This is a genomic window from Streptomyces sp. NPDC008092 (assembly GCF_042957285.1).
Taxonomy (GTDB): domain Bacteria; phylum Actinomycetota; class Actinomycetes; order Streptomycetales; family Streptomycetaceae; genus Streptomyces.
In genome coordinates, this window is record NZ_JBIBHY010000001.1 from 304,782 (window position 1) to 320,191 (window position 15,410).

The window sequence follows — 15,410 nt, forward strand, 5'->3', positions numbered from 1 at the left end:
GCCCGGCGGGCGCCTCCACGGGCCGTCACCAAGGGTCGCCGGGCCGCAACCGGTGGTCGCCAGGGCGTTTCCTGCGTTTCCACAGGAAAACCAAGAGGTTACTGATGACCTCCGTTCATACGAATCTACAAGATGCCCGTGCTGGCCAGCCAACTCCTTCATGGTTTCAGTGACTGACCCCGCTGGAGTAAGGGGCGGTGTACTGACCTCATTCAGCGTTAACAGGACATGAACGAGCCGGGCCCGCCGCACACGGATTGGCTCAATCCGCACGACTCACGAGACTCACGAGACGGAGAAGAGAGCCGGTCATGGACTTCCTTCGCCCCGCCAGCTGGGAGGAGGCGCTCGCCGCGAAGGCCGAGCACCCCACCGCAGTGCCGATCGCGGGTGGCACCGATGTGATGGTCGAGATCAACTTCGACCACCGCCGGCCCGAGTACCTCCTCGACCTCAACCGCATCGGCGAACTCTACGAATGGGAGGTCGGCGAGGAGAGCGTACGGCTCGGCGCCTCCGTCCCGTACACCCGGATCATGGAGAACCTCCGCGCCGAACTGCCCGGTCTCGCCCTCGCCTCGCACACCGTCGCCTCCCCGCAGATCCGCAACCGCGGCGGCGTCGGCGGCAACCTCGGCACCGCCTCCCCGGCCGGCGACGCCCACCCCGCGCTGCTCGCGGCCGGCGCCGAGGTCGAGGCCGAGTCCGTGCGCGGCACCCGGCTCATCCCCATCGACGACTTCTACACCGGCGTCAAGCGCAACGCCCTCGCACCCGACGAACTGATCCGCGCGGTGCACGTGAAGAAGGCCGACGGCCCGCAGCAGTACTCGAAGGTCGGCACGCGCAACGCCATGGTGATCGCCGTCTGCGCCTTCGGACTCGCCCTCCACCCGGAGACGCGGACCGTGCGGACCGGGATCGGCTCGGCCGCCCCCACACCCGTGCGGGCGAGGACCGCCGAGGACTTCCTGAACGCCGCGCTCGACGAGGGCGGCTTCTGGGACAACGGAAAGATCATCACCCCGTCGGTCGCCAAGCAGTTCGCGGACCTGTGCGCCGCCGCCTGCAACCCCATCGACGACGTCCGGGGCACCGCGAGCTACCGCCGCCACGCGGTCGGCGTGATGGCCCGCCGGACCCTGACCTGGACCTGGGAGTCGTACCGCGGCACCACTGGGCAGAACCCTGAGCAGAAGGGGAGTGTCGCCTGATGCGCGTCAACTTCACCGTCAACGGACGCCCGCAGGAAGCCGACGACGTGTGGGAGGGCGAGTCCCTGCTGTACGTGCTGCGGGAGCGCCTCGGCCTGCCCGGTTCCAAGAACGCCTGCGAGCAGGGCGAGTGCGGGTCCTGCACCGTCCGGCTGGACGGCGTGCCCGTGTGCTCCTGCCTGGTCGCGGCGGGGCAGGTGGAGGGGCGGGAGGTCGTCACCGTGGAGGGGCTGGCGGAGTTCGCGGAGCGGCGGGCCTGCGGGAGCGGGACGTGCGACGGCGACAGTGCTATGTCACATGTCACGCGTGACACTTCAAAGAGCTGGCAGCCCAAGCCCCCCGCCGACTCCCAGACCGGCGAACGCACCCACCTCTCCCCCATCCAGCAGGCCTTCATCGACGCCGGCGCCGTCCAGTGCGGCTTCTGCACCCCCGGCCTCCTCGTCGCCGCCGACGAGATGCTGGAGCGCAACCCCAACCCGACCGACGCCGACATCCGCGAGGCGCTCTCGGGCAACCTTTGCCGCTGCACCGGCTACGAGAAGATCATGGACGCGGTCCGCCTCGCGGCCGCCCGGCAGGGAGAGGCGGTCTGAGCCGGATGCCCATCAACAGCGCCCCCCTCGGCACTCCCACCAAGGTCACCCAGGGCTCCCAGACCAAGGGCGGCATCGGCGAGTCCACGCTCCGCCCGGACGGCACCCTGAAGGTCACCGGCGAGTTCGCGTACTCGTCCGACATGTGGCACGAGGACATGCTCTGGGGCCAGATCCTCCGCTCCACGGTCGCGCACGCCGAGATCGTGTCCATCGACACGAGCGAGGCCCTCGCCCAGCCCGGCGTCTACGCCGTCATGACCTACGACGACCTGCCCACCGAGGTGAAGAACTACGGCCTGGAGATCCAGGACACCCCGGTCCTCGCGCACGGCAAGGTGCGCCACCACGGCGAGCCGGTCGCGATCGTCGCCGCCGACCACCCGGAGACCGCCCGCCGCGCGGCCGCGAAGATCAAGGTCGAGTACCGCGAGCTGCCCGTCATCACCGACGAGGCCTCCGCGACCGCCCCGGACGCGATCCACGTCCACGAGAACCGCGACGACCACCACATCGGCCACGTCCCGCACCCCAACATCGTGCACCGCCAGCCGATCATCCGCGGCAACGCCGACGAGGCCGCGAAGAAGGCCGACGTCGTCGTCAAGGGCGAGTACTACTTCGGCATGCAGGACCAGGCCTTCCTCGGCCCCGAGTCCGGGCTCGCGGTCCCCGAGGAGGACGGCGGCGTCCACCTCTACATCGCCACCCAGTGGCTCCACTCCGACCTGCGCCAGATCGCCCCGGTGCTCGGCCTGCCCGAGGACAAGGTGCGGATGACGCTGTCCGGCGTCGGCGGCGCGTTCGGCGGACGCGAGGACCTGTCGATGCAGATCCACGCCTGCCTGCTGGCCCTGCGCACCGGCAAGCCCGTGAAGATCGTCTACAACCGGTTCGAGTCCTTCTTCGGCCACGTCCACCGCCACCCGGCCCGGCTCTACTACGAGCACGGGGCCACCCGCGAAGGCAAGTTGACGCACGTCAAGTGCCGGATCGTGCTCGACGGCGGTGCCTACGCCTCCGCCTCCCCGGCCGTCGTCGGCAACGCCTCCTCGCTCGGCATCGGCCCGTACGTCGTCGACGACGTCGAGATCGAGGCCATCGCCCTCTACACCAACAACCCGCCCTGCGGCGCGATGCGCGGCTTCGGCGCGGTCCAGGCGTGCTTCGCCTACGAGGCCCAGATGGACAAGGTCGCCGAACAACTCGGCATGGACCCGGTGGAGTTCAGGAAGCTGAACGCCATGGAGCAGGGCACGATCATGCCGACCGGCCAGCCGGTGGACTCGCCGGCCCCGGTCGCCGAACTCCTGCGCCGGGTCAAGGCGATGCCGCTCCCGCCCGAGCGCCAGTGGGAGAGCAGCGAGGGCGCGGACGTACGGCAGCTGCCCGGCGGCCTGTCCAACACCACCCACGGCGAAGGTGTCGTACGCGGCATCGGCTACGCGGTCGGCATCAAGAACGTGGGCTTCTCCGAGGGCTTCGACGACTACTCGACCGCACGCGTGCGGATGGAAGTGGTCGGCGGCGAGCCCGTCGCCGTCGTGCACACCGCGATGGCGGAGGTCGGGCAGGGCGGAGTGACCGTCCACGCGCAGATCGCGCGCACCGAGCTGGGCGTGGCGCAGGTGACCATCCACCCGGCCAACACCCAGGTGGGCTCGGCGGGTTCGACCTCGGCCTCCCGGCAGACGTACGTCACCGGCGGCGCCGTGAAGAACTCCTGCGAGCTGGTCCGGGAGAAGGTCCTGGAGCTGGGCCGCCGCAGGTTCGGCACGTACCACCCGGCCTGGGCCACCGCCGAACTGCTCCTGGAGGGCGGCAAGGTCGTCACCGACGGCGGCGAGGTGCTCGCCGACCTGGCGGACGTCCTCGGCGACGAGGCCGTGGAGGTCGAGGCGGAGTGGCGGCACCGGGCGACCGTGCCGTTCGACCTGCACACCGGGCAGGGCAACGGCCACGTCCAGTACAGCTTCGCCGCCCATCGGGCGGTCGTCGAGGTCGACACCGAGCTGGGCCTGGTCAAGGTGATCGAGCTGGCCTGCGCCCAGGACGTCGGCAAGGCGCTCAACCCGCTCTCCGTCGTCGGCCAGATCCAGGGCGGTACGACCCAGGGCCTGGGCATCGCGGTGATGGAGGAGATCATCGTCGACCCGAAGACCGCGAAGGTCAGGAACCCGTCCTTCACGGACTACCTGATCCCGACCATCCTCGACACGCCGACCATCCCGGTCGACGTCCTCGAACTCGCCGACGACCACGCCCCGTACGGGCTCCGCGGCATCGGCGAGGCCCCCACCCTGTCCTCGACCCCGGCGGTCCTCGCGGCGATCCGCAACGCGACCGGCCTGGAGCTGAACAGGACACCGGTCCGCCCGGAACACCTGACGGGCAACGCGTAGCACCTGCCGACAACGGCAGCCCGGCGCCGGGCAGTCGACCGACTCCCCGGCGCCGAACCCACAAGCGTGCACCTCCGGGCCGTCCCCCGGGTCATGCACTTCCCAAATCCCGTGTACCGCCGAAGGCATCGGCGTGCGCGGGGGCCCCTGTGAACCTTGGGAGACGGCATCATGACCCAGCAGTCACTCGAACCCAGGGCGACGGCCGAAGACGCGGGCGAAGGCACCCGCGTCCCGGCCGGACGGTCCTGGCTCGACCGGTACTTTCACATATCCCGCCGGGGATCGAGCGTCGCGCGTGAAGTGCGCGGCGGCGTCACCACCTTCATGGCGATGGCGTACATCCTCCTGCTCAACCCCCTGATCCTGTCCGGCAAGGACGCGGCCGGGGACACCCTCGGCCAGAAGGCGCTCATCACGGCGACGGCGTTCGCCGCGGCCTTCACCACCCTCCTGATGGGCTTCGTCGGCAAGGTGCCCCTCGCGCTCGCCGCCGGCCTCTCCGTCTCCGGCGTGCTCTCCTCGCAGGTCGCCCCGCAGATGACCTGGCCGCAGGCGATGGGCATGTGCGTGCTGTACGGCGTCGTCATCATGCTCCTGGTCGTCACCGGCCTGCGCGAGATGATCATGAACGCGATCCCGCTCGCGCTCAAGCACGGCATCACCATGGGCATCGGCCTGTTCATCGCCCTGATCGGCTTCTACAAGTCCGGCTTCGTGCACCAGGGCAAGGCCACCCCGGTCACCCTCGGCCCCGCCGGCGAACTCGCGGGCTGGCCGGTGCTGCTCTTCGCCGGCACCCTGCTGCTGATCTTCATGCTGCAGGCCCGGAACGTCCCCGGCGCGATCCTGATCGGCATCATCGGCGGCACGGTCGTGGCGGCCGTGCTCAACGGCCTGGGAGTCATCGACCCCAAGCAGTGGGCCAGCGGCGCCGCCCCGGAACTGCACGGCTCCGCCGTCTCCATGCCGGACTTCTCGCTCTTCGGGCACGTCGCGTTCGGCGGCTGGGGCAAGGTCGGCGCGATGACGGTGGCGATGATCGTCTTCACCCTCGTCCTCGCCGGGTTCTTCGACGCGATGGCCACCATCATCGGCGTCGGCACCGAGGCGAAACTCGCCGACGACAAGGGCCGGATGCCGGGCCTGTCCAAGGCGCTGTTCATCGACGGCGCGGGCGGCGCGATCGGGGGAGTGGCCGGCGGCTCCGGCCAGACGGTCTTCATCGAGTCGGCGACGGGCGTCGGCGAGGGCGCCCGCACGGGCCTCGCCTCGGTCGTCACCGGCCTCTTCTTCGCGGCCTGCCTGTTCTTCACCCCGCTCACCGCGATCGTCCCCCAGGAGGTCGCCTCGGCCGCCCTGGTGGTCATCGGCGCGATGATGCTGATGAACGCCCGGCACGTGGACTGGGCCGACCGGGCCACCGCCATTCCGGTGTTCCTGACGGTCGTTCTGATGCCCTTCACCTACACCATCACCACCGGCGTGGCCGCGGGCGTCATCTCGTACACCGCCATCAAGGCAGCTCAGGGCAGGGCACGGGAGATCGGGGCATTCATGTGGGGCCTGACAGGGATCTTCCTGGTCTATTTCGCCCTCCATCCCATTGAGAGCTGGCTGGGCGTGAACTAGCCCGCGGCTCACCGAACCCGCTACCCGTCCGTTGTTCCGTAAGGAGACCCAGACATGCTCGACATCGCCGAGGAGCTGAACCGGTGGGTCGCCGACGGGCGGGACTTCGCCGTGGCCACGGTGGTGGCGGTCGGCGGGAGCGCGCCCCGGCAGCCCGGGGCCGCTCTCGCGGTGGACGCCGAGGGGACGGCCGTCGGCTCGGTCTCCGGCGGGTGCGTGGAGGGCGCCGTGTACGAGCTGTGCCGGCAGGCGCTGGAGGACGGGGAGACCGTCCTGGAGCGCTTCGGGTACAGCGACGAGGACGCCTTCGCCGTCGGCCTGACCTGCGGCGGCGTCATCGACATCCTCGTCACCCCGGTCCGGGCGGACGACCCCGCCCGGCCGGTGGCGGCGGCCGCGCTGGCCGCCGCGGCACGCGGGGAGGCGGCGGCCCTCGCGCGGATCGTCACCGGCCCGGCGGAACTCCTGGGCCGCGCCCTCCTGGTGGACGCCGACGGTTCCCACGAGGGCGGCTTCGGCGCCCATCCCGAGCTGGACCGTACGGTCGCCGCCGAGGCCGCCGCCTTCCTGGACGCGGGCCGCACCGGCACCCTGGAGATCGGAGAACAGGGCTCTCGGTGCGGAGCACCGCTCACGGTGCTGGTCGAGTCGTCGGTCCCGCCGCCCCGGATGATCGTCTTCGGCGCGATCGACTTCGCGTCCGCTCTGGTCCGGGTCGGCAAGTTCCTCGGCTACCGGGTGACGGTGTGCGACGCGCGGCCCGTCTTCGCGACGCGGAACCGTTTCCCGGAGGCCGACGAGATCGTCGTCGAGTGGCCGCACCGGTACCTGGAGCGCACGGAGGTCGACGGCCGTACCGTGCTGTGCGTCCTCACCCACGACGCCAAGTTCGACGTCCCGCTGCTCCGGCTCGCCCTCCGCCTGCCGGTGGCCTACGTCGGCGCGATGGGCTCCCGCCGCACCCACCTCGACCGCAACGAACGCCTGCGCGAGGTCGGCGTCACGGAACTGGAGCTGGCCCGCCTCCGCTCACCCATCGGCCTCGACCTCGGTGCCCGTACGCCCGAGGAGACCGCGCTGTCGATCGGGGCCGAGATCGTCGCGAACCGCCGGGGCGGCACCGGGGTCTCCCTGACCGGCGCGCACACCCCGATCCACCACGACGCGACGGCCTCGCCGCTCCCGGCGCGGCGGATCGGCTCGGTGGCCTAGGGCGTGTCTCTTTGATCGGCTGGTCAGTTGATCGGATGTGTCCGTCCGGTTAGTGATCAGTGATGCGATGTGGGACCGGATCGAGCCGCTGATGCCCGCCGATCCGGTCCGTGGTCGGCGGTGGGCCGATCATCGCCGAACCTTGGAGGCCATCGCGTGGAAGTACCGAACCTGCTCGCCTTGGCGAGACCTGCCCGACGAGCTCGGCTCGTTTCAGACCGCCCATAAACGGCTGATCAGGTGGGCCATGGACGGCACCTTGGAACGCATCCTAGCCGCGGTCCTGGCAGCGGCCGAGGGTGCTGACGACATCGGCTGGACCGTGTCGGTGGACTCCACCGTCTGCCGGGCTCACCAACACGCCGCCGGAGCCAGGAAAAAGGGGCTCCAGGACGGTCCGAACCCGACGATCATGCGCTCGGACGCTCCCGCGGAGGCCTGAGCACGAAGGTTCACCTCGCCAGTGACGGCCATGCGCGCCCCCTGGTCCTCCGCGTCACCGCAGGCCAGGCGGGCGATGCCCCGGCCTTCGAGACCGTCATGGCCGGCATCCGTGTTCCGCGGAGCGGGCCCGGAAGACCGAGGACCCGACCCGATGCTGTGCTGGCGGACCGCGCGTACTCATCCCGCGCGATCCGAAATCACCTCCGCCGACGTGGAATCCGAGCTGTCATCCCCCAGCCGTCCGACCAGATCGGCCACCGTCTGCGGCGAGGCCGCGCCGGCGGCCGCCCACCGGCCTTCGACGCCGAGGCATATCGGCAACGCAACGCGGTCGAGCGATGCATCAACCGGCTCAAGCAGTGGCGCGGCCTGGCCATGCGAACGGACAAACTCGCCATCGCCTACCAGGCCGCACTCCACCTCGCCTCCATCCTCATCTGGGCACGGCGGTGACGATGAAGCGATGACCCTTCAGTCGTAGAAGAAGAGCTCAAGATCCTCCACGGATCCCGGCCCGGTGAGGAAGCCCTCAGCCTTCGCGATCTCGTCTTCTAGTGGCAGCTCACCCTTCAGAAGCCGCCGCATCCAGATTTCTCCCTGCTCGCCGACCGCGTAGATGCCAGACAGCAGCTCAGCCATGCCCGCAGGGTGCGGCGGGCGGCGCCCGGCGACTGGCTGGAGCACCCATCCGCCTGACCGGGCCGCGAGTCGCAGCACCCCGGCCCAGTTCGCGATCCTCCCGATGCGTACGTGCCACGAGTCCTCGGTGAACGGGGCCACCCGTCTCTCATTGAGAGGGTTTGTGGCGGCGCCGATGTCCTTGATGACTTGCCGTTCCACGGCGTCACGGACCCAGCGCCCCTCCTGCGCTTCTTCGATGGCGGCCTCCCACCACTTCCACCCGCCGTCGAGTCGGTCCGCGAATGTATCCACGTGGACAGGCTTCCATGCGCGATGCCGCAAGCATCAAGGGGGCGCCGATCAGTGGATCGCCCCATCAAGGAGACAGGCTCTAGAGCCTGTCCGGCGTTGCCGGGCCGGGCCGTGTACGGCGCGGTCCCGGCCCGGCTGCGCCGTGCTCAGCTGTCGATCTCGTACTGGCCGACGGTGCGGAAGTAGCGGAGGGCCTCCGGGCTGCCGTCGTCGAGGACCGCCTGGATCGCGTCGTACATGGCGTCGCTGATGTCCGGGTCCGTGAGCATGCGGATGATGTACACGCGGTCGTCCTCGGCCTGCGCGAGCCGGTACCCGGTCCACCGGAAGTAGCTCAGGGCTTCCGCGGTACCGGCGTCGAGGGCGGCGTTGGCCTCCGCGATCACCCTCTTGTCACCGTTCTGGGTGGCCACGTACAGGATGCGTGCCACGGCCACGGAGTCGTCCTCGGCCTGGGCCTGGGCGTACCCCGTCTCCAGGAAGGCACGCAGCGCTTCCGGGGTGCCGGCGTCGAGGGCGGCGTTGGCCGCCTTGATCACGCGCTTGTCACCGTTCTGGGTGGCCACGGCGAGGACATGGGCGACCGCGACGGAGTCGTCCTCGGCCTGGGCGAGGCGGCATCCCGTCTCCAGGAAGGCGCGCATGTCCGCCGCGGTGCCGCTCAGTGCCTCGTTGGCCTCGCGCAGCACGCCCGTCCCGGCGTCGCCGTCCGTGAGGATGTCCTGGATCGCGGCCCTGACCTGGTCGTCCGTCAGTTCGTCGACCGGGGTCCCGGTGCCGGACGAGACGTCCGGGCAGGCGGTGGCAGGCGTGGTGACGACGGGCGTGGTCGGCGTGGACGCGTCGGCGGCGAAGGCCGGTGCGGTGAGGAGAAGGGCGGGCGCCAGAACGGCCGTGGCGACCAGCATCGCGGCGCGGGTCGGTCTCATGGATGTGCCTCCGTGGTCGGTGGGTCGATCGGTATGAAGCATCTACATGCCGGGTGCACGGATCAACACGTTTCTCGGCGTGGCGAAGCCGTCGGACGGTGCTCAACTGCGCGCATCTGATGATGAGTTCGCAGCACCGGGCGCCTCTGCTCCGGCTGCGGACTCGGGCTCGCCCGCGGTACCGGGCGGAGTCAGGGCCGCCGGAGCAGCGAGTTGACCGCCCGTCCGAACACCGCCCGGGACGTCCGGCGCACCAGCGGGTCGAAGAGCGACGGCAGCCCCCGGATCCGCAGTTCCTCGTGCCAGATCACCCGGGTACGGCCGCCGGGCCCGGGGTGCACCTCCAGTTCGGCCCAGCCGAGCACCACCCGGCCGCGCTTGACCAGACGGCACCGGCCGGAGCCGCCGTCCCGCGGAGGCTCCCAGACGGTCACCTCCATGGGATCGTCGAACGACAGCGGCCCGAACCCGGAGCGGGCCACGAAGACCGTGCCCTCGTGGGTCGGGGGATCGGTGAGCACGGTGACCCGGGTCAGCGGGACCACGTCGGCGTGCCGGGACCACTCCGTGAGCCGGCGCCACGCCTCGTCGATCGGCAGCGGAGCCGTCCGCTGGAGGAGGAAATTGACCACGGCACGATCGTAGGGAACCGGCCACCGTGCGCGGGTTGCACACGGGATGTTCACATGAACGGCAGATTCGTCCAAGCCGGGGCGGAGCCGGTCCGGGACCCGTACGATTCCCGCCATGGCGGGCAAACCGCCCGCCTTCACGGGGAGTTGGTCATCATGCCGTTGAAGACCTATGGCGTACTGATCACCAGGGCGGTCGACACCCGGCGCGAGGGCGCCGCCGACAGCCCGCATTACCAGATCCATCTCACCGACGACGCGGGCGTCCACTACCGGGCCGCGGTCAACGTCCTCTCGCAGGAGAAGCCCGCCGAACTGCTCTACCTCGTCGACGACGACTTCGAGCACCCCCTCACCGCCCGCCTGACGGGCCTGGCGAGCGGCTGGAACACGCTGCCGCCCGGGCCCGGCGGCCCCAACCTCGACTTCGTCCGCGGCAACCTCTTCGACCCGGCGAAGATGCGGGTCCTGCCGGCGGACCGCTCCGGGCCCGACAACGACCTGGCCGACCTGCTCGACCACTACGTCCGGCGGGCCGTCGACGACCCCGGCGCCCGGCTGTACCTCTTCGGCGAGCGCTGGGGGCCCGAGACCGGCGTCAAGGACAAGGTGTTCGGCTTCCTGCCCGGCAACGGCGTCCACGACATCCACATGAACCAGGGCAACAACGGCCGCTTCACCGCCGACGACGGGGTCTGGCAGGACGGCGGTCTGCTCATCCACTTCCCCGCCGACGGCCAGGCCGCCGAGCGCTGGGTCGGGATCTTCCTCGCCTTCCAGAGCCAGGCCTGGCACACCGACGACGTCACCGGCCACACCCTTCCCGACGCCGACACCTCCCGTCCCGCTCCCGGCGACCGGCCGGTCCGGATCGTCGCCGCGCTGGTCAACCCGGTCGGCCCCGCCCCCGAGGCGGAGACCGTGACCCTCCTCAACGCCTCGTCCGCCCCGGTCGACCTCACCGGCTGGCGCCTCCTCGACCGCATCGGCCAGGCCTCCCCGGTCCCGGCCGGCACCCTCGCCGCCGGCACCGCCCTCGCCGTGCCGCTCGCCGGCGGCGCCCGACTCGGCAACCACGGCGGCGAGATCACCCTCCTCGACGCCACCGGACTCAAGGCCGACGGAGTGTCGTACACGGCCGAACAGGCGGCCCGCGAAGGGTGGTGGGTCGTCTTCTGACCCGGCCGCGCGCGGCCCTGTCGCGGCGGCCCGGCGGTGCGGCACCATGAGCGCGGTCCGTACCGCCGTCGTCGTCCCGGGGGGCGTCTCGTGGAACACGAACTGCACGACAGGCACGACGCACACGACGCACACGACAGGCACGACACAGACGACAGGCACGACGCACCCGACAGGCGCGACGCATCCGACAGGCTCGACGACCTGATGCGCGACCCCTATCCGCTCTACGCGCGGGCGCGGGCCGCCCAGGGGCTGGTGCGGGTGCCCGAACTGGACGCCTGGCTGGTGGCCCGGGACGCCGACGTCCGCGAAGTGCTGCGCCGCACCGAGGAGTTCTCGTCGGCGAACGCGTTACGGCCGGACGTCATGCCCTCGCCCGCCGCGTTCGCCGTGCTCGGCGGCGGCTTCGGCGGCCGGCCGGTCGTGGTCACCTCGGACGGCGAACGGCACCGGCAGCTGCGCGAGCCGCTGGTGCGGGCGTTGTCTCCGGCCCGGGTCGCGGCGGCCGTGCCGTACGCCCGTGAGCGCGCCGCCGCCCTCGTCGAGGGGTTCGGGACGGACGGCCGGGTGGAGCTGATGTCGGCCTACGCCATGCGGCTGCCCGGCGAGGTCATCGGCAGGATCGTCGGACTCGACCCCGCCGACGTACCCCTCGTCGTGCACGGCGGGCGCCGCGCCGAGGAGCTGCTGTTCCGGCCGCTGCCGGAGGCCGGGCAGATCGCCGCCGCCGAGGACGTCGTCGCCATGCAGCACGTCCTCGACCGCTGCGCCCGCGACCGCTACACCCGCCCCCGCGCGGACCTGGCCACCGAGATCGTCGCCTCCGTGGCCGAACCCGGTCAGGCCGAACTCTCCCTGGAACAGCGCCACGAGGCCGTCGCCCACCTGCAGAACCTGCTGATCGCCGGACACCTGACCACGACCGCGCTGATCGGCACCACCGTCCTGCACCTGCTGAACCACCGGGAGCAGTGGGAACTCCTGCGCGAGCGGCCCGACCTGATCCCGGCGGCCGTGGAGGAGGCGGCGCGTCACGACGGGTCGCTCCAGGGCTTCCGCCGGGTCACCACCCGCCCCGTCACCCTCGCGGGCACCGAACTCCCGGCCGGCGCCGAGCTGTTCGTCGCCTTCGGCGCGGCCAACCGGGATGCCGCCCGGCACCCCGACCCGGACACGTTCGACATCACCCGGGCCGCCGCCGCCCGCCACCTCGCCTTCGGTTTCGGCGCCCACGCCTGCGTCGGCGCCCAGCTGGCCCGTGAGCAACTCCGGGTCACGGTCGAGGAGCTGACCCGTCGGCTCCCTGGTCTGCGGCTCGCGGAGGGCCGTCCGGTCACCATGCGGCCGACGATGATCCACCGCTCGCCGGAGGAACTGCACCTCGCCTGGGCGGTGTCCTAGGCGCTCTCCGGGTGCCGGACGCCTGACCGCGGTTCGGCGGTCGGGCGCCCGGGCCGTCCGGACCGCGGGTCACCTCCCGGTGACGGACTCCACCCAGCTGATGAAGTTCACCGTCGGGTCGCCGGTGCGCTCGGCCTCCGTGTGTCCCTGGGCCCACACGGTGGCGAAGTCGACGTCGCGGATGCCGTAGTTCCTGAGGGCCAGCGCGATGTTGATCTCGGTCGTGTTGGCGGTGTCGCCCTGCATGATGCCGGTGCGGATGCGCCAGTGGCGTGCCACCTGCGACCGGCGGTGGCCGGCGAAGGCGGGGGAGAGGAAGTACAGCGGGTTGTAGGCGTCGGCCCGCCAGGCCATGTCCTTGCCGACGCCGTCCTTCAGCGCGAAGTCGCTGTCGTACGCCGCGGAGCCGTAGCCGGAGCTCCAGTCGGAGTAGGTGGCGTACGTCGACTCGTTCGCCCTGACGACGTCACGGGTGAGCGGCGCGAAGTGCGCCGGGGCGTTGAGCCCCATGGCGAAGACGCCGTTCTCGGTCTGCGCGCGGGAGTACCCGTCGAAGGCGCCGACCGGCTTGTTCGCGGTCTTCTGGCTGGTGACGAAGCCTGCGAGGCCGGACACCGTGGCGGTGTTGGTCGTGGCGTCGTAGGTGACCCAGGTGCTGTTCGTGTTCAGGTAGGCGATGTAGTCGTCGACGGTCTCGTACGTGGTGGAGGAGTCCGTCTGGCCCGATCCGGGCGGGCCGCCCATCGTGGTGATGGTGTACGGGAAGGTGTTGTCGGACAGGAAGTTGTTCAGCGAGGTGGTGATCACCTCGATCAGGTGGTCGTAGTAGCTGCCGGCCAGGTAGGTGCCGCTCCCGGACTCGGTCAGCTTCAGGCGCCTGCCCCGTTCGTCGCGCAGACCGAGGCGGTTGACGTACCTGGGCCAGGCCTTCGCGAGGTCCGCCGAGTAGGCGCTGGTCCAGGTGCCGGCCGCGCGGGTGCCCGTCGAGGCGAACTGGCCCATGTTCCACTCGTAGGACAGGTTGGCCTCGTGCAGGCTGGTGATCGGGCACCAGGCCATGACACCGGCGACCGCGTCGCTGAGGGGGCGGCCCTCGGCGTCCTCCATCGCCGCGCCGATCGTGCGCAGGTAGGGGTGGTACAGGGGGCTGTCGCCGGACGCGCCGGCCACGGTGTCCTGGGCGCCGCCGCCGCTCATGCCGAACAGGACGATGTCGTCCGTGCTGCCGGGCAGGACGCTCCGGTTGTACCGCAGGAAGCGGACCGCGGCCTTGAGGTCGGTCACGCCCCAGGGCGCCGCGTCGGAACGGGTGCTGGTGGAACTGTCCCGGCCGCGCAGGCCCGGCCACACGTAGATGTGCCCGGCCGCCAGGTACTGCGACACGCTGGTGTAGCTGTAGGACGTGGCCGGCTTCTGGGCGGCGTAGCCGGGGGTGTTGACCGGGATCACGATCGGCGCGGTGCGTCCCGAGTACGCGCCGACGGTGCCCTTCGGGTTGACCGTCGCGGTGTACGTGGTCCCGTCGCTGTTCGCGGTGGCCGTCAGGTAGGCGCCCGGCACGTAGATCGACAGGCTCTCGATGTCCGTCGCGGCCGGGGCGGTGACGTACACCTTGCCGAGCTGGTAGTACACGTCGTTGGCCGAGTCGTACGACCAGGCGGCCGGGTCGAACTCCAGCGAGTACGCCGAGCCCGCCGAGGACGTGCCCGACGAGCTGTCCGACGACGAGGTGCCGGCGAACGCCGTGCCTGCCGCGCCCTCGGCGACTCCGAACGCGGCCATGGCTGCGGCGCCCCGGATAACGGTTCTGCGGTTGATCTCCACCCGTAGACCTCCTTGTGCAGCGGGTTGCTGGTGCGGCTCATTCGAGTCCCCGACTGTAGGCAAGGAGGCCCAAGATTGTTGACAATTTTGATGATTATTTTGTTAGAAGGTTGCTAGGGCCGGTACACCTTCCCCGGTTCGGCCTTGCCGGGGGCGAGCAGCTGGGGGACCGTCACGAACACGTACCCGCGCGCCTTGAGGGCGTCGATGATGCCGGGTACGGCGGGCACCGTGCCCTTGTAGAGGTCGTGCAGCAGGATGATCCCGTCCCGGGAGGCCTGGTCCAGGACCCGCTTCTCGATCAGTGCCGAGTCGGTCGTCATGTAGTCCTTCGCGGTCACGCTCCACAGCACCTCGGAGAGGCCCAGCTCGCGGCAGATCCGGTGCACGTCCGCGTCGGTGCGGCCCTGCGGCGGGCGCATCAGCGTGGGCCTGTGCCCGGTGAGGCGCTCGATCGCGTCGTCGGTGCGGGTGAGCTCCTCGCGTATCTGCCGGTCGGATATCCGCGTGAGGATCTTGTGGTCCCAGGTGTGGCTGGCGACCTCGTGCCCCTCCGCCGCCATCCGCTTCACCAGCTCCGGGTACTTCTCGATGTGCCGCTTGCCGAGCAGGAAGAAGGTCGCCGGGACGTGCTTCTCCTTGAGGATGTCGAGCAGCCGGGCGGAGTTCTCGCTGGGTCCCGCGTCGAAGGTGAGCGCGATGCACTTGGCCTCGCGGCAGTCGACGGTCCCGAACCGGGCCTGGCTCGTCGTCGTGGCGTGGGCCCGTACGTCGGCCGGTGACGTCGTGTCGACCTGGGCGCAGCCGGACAGGGTCAGGACCAGCGAGGCGGCCGCGGCGGTGAGCGCCGGGAGGCGACGGCGGGCGGTCCGGAACCCGGAGGGCCGTCTTTCCCTCTTCCTGGCCGGAGGTTCGATCGGAAGCTTGCTCCAAAGTGGCATGCCGGGACTATACACACAGTGCATAGATCACGTGTTCGAATTATTCGGGAGGGCTCGGCCTACGGCGC

Annotated in this window: 13 protein-coding genes; 8 read left to right on the forward strand and 5 right to left on the reverse strand. The window is 70.8% G+C overall.

Translation table 11 applies throughout. The features are described from left to right. The first annotated feature begins 311 nt into the window (after positions 1-311). The 6 genes from ACFZB3_RS01310 (at position 312) to ACFZB3_RS01335 (ending at position 7,953) form a co-directional block, all read left to right on the forward strand. Complete coding sequence (locus ACFZB3_RS01310; RefSeq protein ID WP_391367818.1) at positions 312-1,214, forward strand: FAD binding domain-containing protein; 903 nt, start codon at positions 312-314, stop codon at positions 1,212-1,214. Then, positions 1,214-1,810: a 2Fe-2S iron-sulfur cluster-binding protein gene (locus ACFZB3_RS01315; RefSeq protein ID WP_391367821.1), complete on the forward strand. Its 597-nt coding sequence runs from the start codon at positions 1,214-1,216 to the stop codon at positions 1,808-1,810. Before ACFZB3_RS01310 ends, ACFZB3_RS01315 begins: the two co-directional genes overlap by 1 nt. A gap of 5 nt (positions 1,811-1,815) precedes the next feature. Then, positions 1,816-4,212, forward strand: coding sequence for a molybdopterin cofactor-binding domain-containing protein (locus ACFZB3_RS01320; protein ID WP_391367823.1), 2,397 nt, complete (start codon positions 1,816-1,818; stop codon positions 4,210-4,212). Between the two features lie 171 nt (positions 4,213-4,383). Then, positions 4,384-5,844 (forward strand): solute carrier family 23 protein, encoded by a 1,461-nt coding sequence (locus ACFZB3_RS01325; RefSeq protein ID WP_391367826.1) that lies wholly within the window; start codon positions 4,384-4,386, stop codon positions 5,842-5,844. 54 nt (positions 5,845-5,898) lie between these two features. Then, on the forward strand, positions 5,899-7,056 hold the full coding sequence (locus tag ACFZB3_RS01330) for an XdhC family protein (RefSeq protein WP_391367829.1): 1,158 nt from the start codon (positions 5,899-5,901) through the stop codon (positions 7,054-7,056). 67 nt (positions 7,057-7,123) lie between these two features. Further along, positions 7,124-7,953 (forward strand): IS5 family transposase gene (locus tag ACFZB3_RS01335; RefSeq protein WP_391369675.1). Its coding sequence is split into 2 segments (ribosomal slippage): positions 7,124-7,451 and positions 7,451-7,953, totalling 831 coding nucleotides; the frame shifts between segments, so codons are not numbered across the junction. Positions 7,954-7,971: 18 nt separating this feature from the next. On the opposite strand, the gene ACFZB3_RS01340 is transcribed toward ACFZB3_RS01335, so the two are convergent. The 3 genes from ACFZB3_RS01340 to ACFZB3_RS01350 form a co-directional block, all read right to left on the reverse strand. Further along, positions 7,972-8,433 (reverse strand): hypothetical protein, encoded by a 462-nt coding sequence (locus ACFZB3_RS01340; protein WP_391367832.1) that lies wholly within the window; start codon positions 8,431-8,433, stop codon positions 7,972-7,974. A gap of 146 nt (positions 8,434-8,579) precedes the next feature. Then, positions 8,580-9,362 (reverse strand): ALF repeat-containing protein, encoded by a 783-nt coding sequence (locus ACFZB3_RS01345; RefSeq protein ID WP_391367834.1) that lies wholly within the window; start codon positions 9,360-9,362, stop codon positions 8,580-8,582. 191 nt (positions 9,363-9,553) lie between these two features. After that, positions 9,554-9,994 (reverse strand): SRPBCC family protein, encoded by a 441-nt coding sequence (locus ACFZB3_RS01350; RefSeq protein ID WP_391367837.1) that lies wholly within the window; start codon positions 9,992-9,994, stop codon positions 9,554-9,556. 156 nt (positions 9,995-10,150) lie between these two features. On the opposite strand from ACFZB3_RS01350, the gene ACFZB3_RS01355 reads away from it, so the two are divergent. Further along, positions 10,151-11,173 carry a DUF2278 family protein gene (locus tag ACFZB3_RS01355; protein ID WP_391367840.1) on the forward strand — a complete coding sequence of 341 codons (1,023 nt, stop codon included), beginning with the start codon at positions 10,151-10,153 and terminating at the stop codon, positions 11,171-11,173. A 207-nt stretch (positions 11,174-11,380) separates the two neighbouring features. Further along, positions 11,381-12,577: a cytochrome P450 gene (locus ACFZB3_RS01360; protein WP_391369678.1), complete on the forward strand. Its 1,197-nt coding sequence runs from the start codon at positions 11,381-11,383 to the stop codon at positions 12,575-12,577. Positions 12,578-12,646: 69 nt separating this feature from the next. On the opposite strand, the gene ACFZB3_RS01365 is transcribed toward ACFZB3_RS01360, so the two are convergent. Together ACFZB3_RS01365 and ACFZB3_RS01370 are read right to left on the reverse strand one after the other, a co-directional pair. After that, positions 12,647-14,401: an esterase gene (locus tag ACFZB3_RS01365; protein WP_391367843.1), complete on the reverse strand. Its 1,755-nt coding sequence runs from the start codon at positions 14,399-14,401 to the stop codon at positions 12,647-12,649. 113 nt (positions 14,402-14,514) lie between these two features. Continuing rightward, positions 14,515-15,342: a polysaccharide deacetylase family protein gene (locus ACFZB3_RS01370; RefSeq protein WP_391367845.1), complete on the reverse strand. Its 828-nt coding sequence runs from the start codon at positions 15,340-15,342 to the stop codon at positions 14,515-14,517. Positions 15,343-15,410: the final 68 nt, after the last annotated feature.

Coding starts and splice junctions, on each gene's coding strand:
- ACFZB3_RS01310 (WP_391367818.1), top strand. CDS start 312: ATGGACTTCCTTCGCCCCGCCAGCTGGGAGGAGGCGCTCGCCGCGAAG.
- ACFZB3_RS01315 (WP_391367821.1), top strand. CDS start 1,214: ATGCGCGTCAACTTCACCGTCAACGGACGCCCGCAGGAAGCCGACGAC.
- ACFZB3_RS01320 (WP_391367823.1), top strand. CDS start 1,816: ATGCCCATCAACAGCGCCCCCCTCGGCACTCCCACCAAGGTCACCCAG.
- ACFZB3_RS01325 (WP_391367826.1), top strand. CDS start 4,384: ATGACCCAGCAGTCACTCGAACCCAGGGCGACGGCCGAAGACGCGGGC.
- ACFZB3_RS01330 (WP_391367829.1), top strand. CDS start 5,899: ATGCTCGACATCGCCGAGGAGCTGAACCGGTGGGTCGCCGACGGGCGG.
- ACFZB3_RS01345 (WP_391367834.1), bottom strand. CDS start 9,362: ATGAGACCGACCCGCGCCGCGATGCTGGTCGCCACGGCCGTTCTGGCG.
- ACFZB3_RS01355 (WP_391367840.1), top strand. CDS start 10,151: ATGCCGTTGAAGACCTATGGCGTACTGATCACCAGGGCGGTCGACACC.
- ACFZB3_RS01360 (WP_391369678.1), top strand. CDS start 11,381: ATGCGCGACCCCTATCCGCTCTACGCGCGGGCGCGGGCCGCCCAGGGG.
- ACFZB3_RS01370 (WP_391367845.1), bottom strand. CDS start 15,342: ATGCCACTTTGGAGCAAGCTTCCGATCGAACCTCCGGCCAGGAAGAGG.